This window comes from Roseovarius sp. D22-M7 (assembly GCF_037083785.1).
In the GTDB taxonomy this organism is placed as follows: Bacteria; Pseudomonadota; Alphaproteobacteria; order Rhodobacterales; family Rhodobacteraceae; genus Roseovarius.
Map to the genome: position 1 here is coordinate 1 of NZ_JBAPKY010000220.1, position 646 is coordinate 646.

Annotated in this window: 1 protein-coding gene; it reads right to left on the bottom strand. The window is 62.4% G+C overall.

Annotated features, from left to right (window positions below; genetic code table 11):
• Positions 1-288: 288 nt before the first annotated feature.
• The coding region (locus V8324_RS22240; protein WP_336422041.1) for a transposase at positions 289-646 on the bottom strand (358 nt) is incomplete at its 5' end.

Genomic DNA, 646 nt, shown 5'->3' on the forward strand with positions numbered 1-646 from the left:
TGTATATGGACCCCGCCTGATTGCAACGGTCTGGTCGGGTCTGGTTCGGTGATCACGATTGCCGACGTATATCCGGCTTCTCAGAGCGGCCCGATACATCGTCGCCGCGGGCCCCGATGGATTTCCGCGCGCCTCTCCCTCAATGGCTCCAAGACATGGGCATCGGCCTTGCCGGTCCACGCATCAGGTTCAAGAAGCGACGGGTCGTATCCCTTCACCATCTCCTGCCGGGTTGCTGCAATTCTGTCGGAAACGTCCTCCTTGCCCCGGGGTGTTGCTTCGCTTTCCTCAGCTCGGCGATACAGTCTCGGCCGGACGACATGTCTCGCCTCGTGACAAGATCGACCACACGATCCTGGCATTCTTGCTGGCAAGAGCGACAGCGACAATGTTCGGATGCCGCCGCTCCCGCATCCTGCCGATCCATTGGCCTCTGGGATCCTCCTTGCCCTGGGCTTTGCCGAGAACGGCCCTCGCACCATGGATCATCAGGGTGCGCAGATATCGATCGCCACGTTTGCCGATTCCGAACAGCCGGGGCTTCCCGCCCCTCGACCTTTGCCTGGGAACCAGTCCGAGCCAGGCGGCAAACTGGCGTCCGTTCTCGAAGCAACTCCGGTCACCGACCGCCGCGACCAGCGCCGTC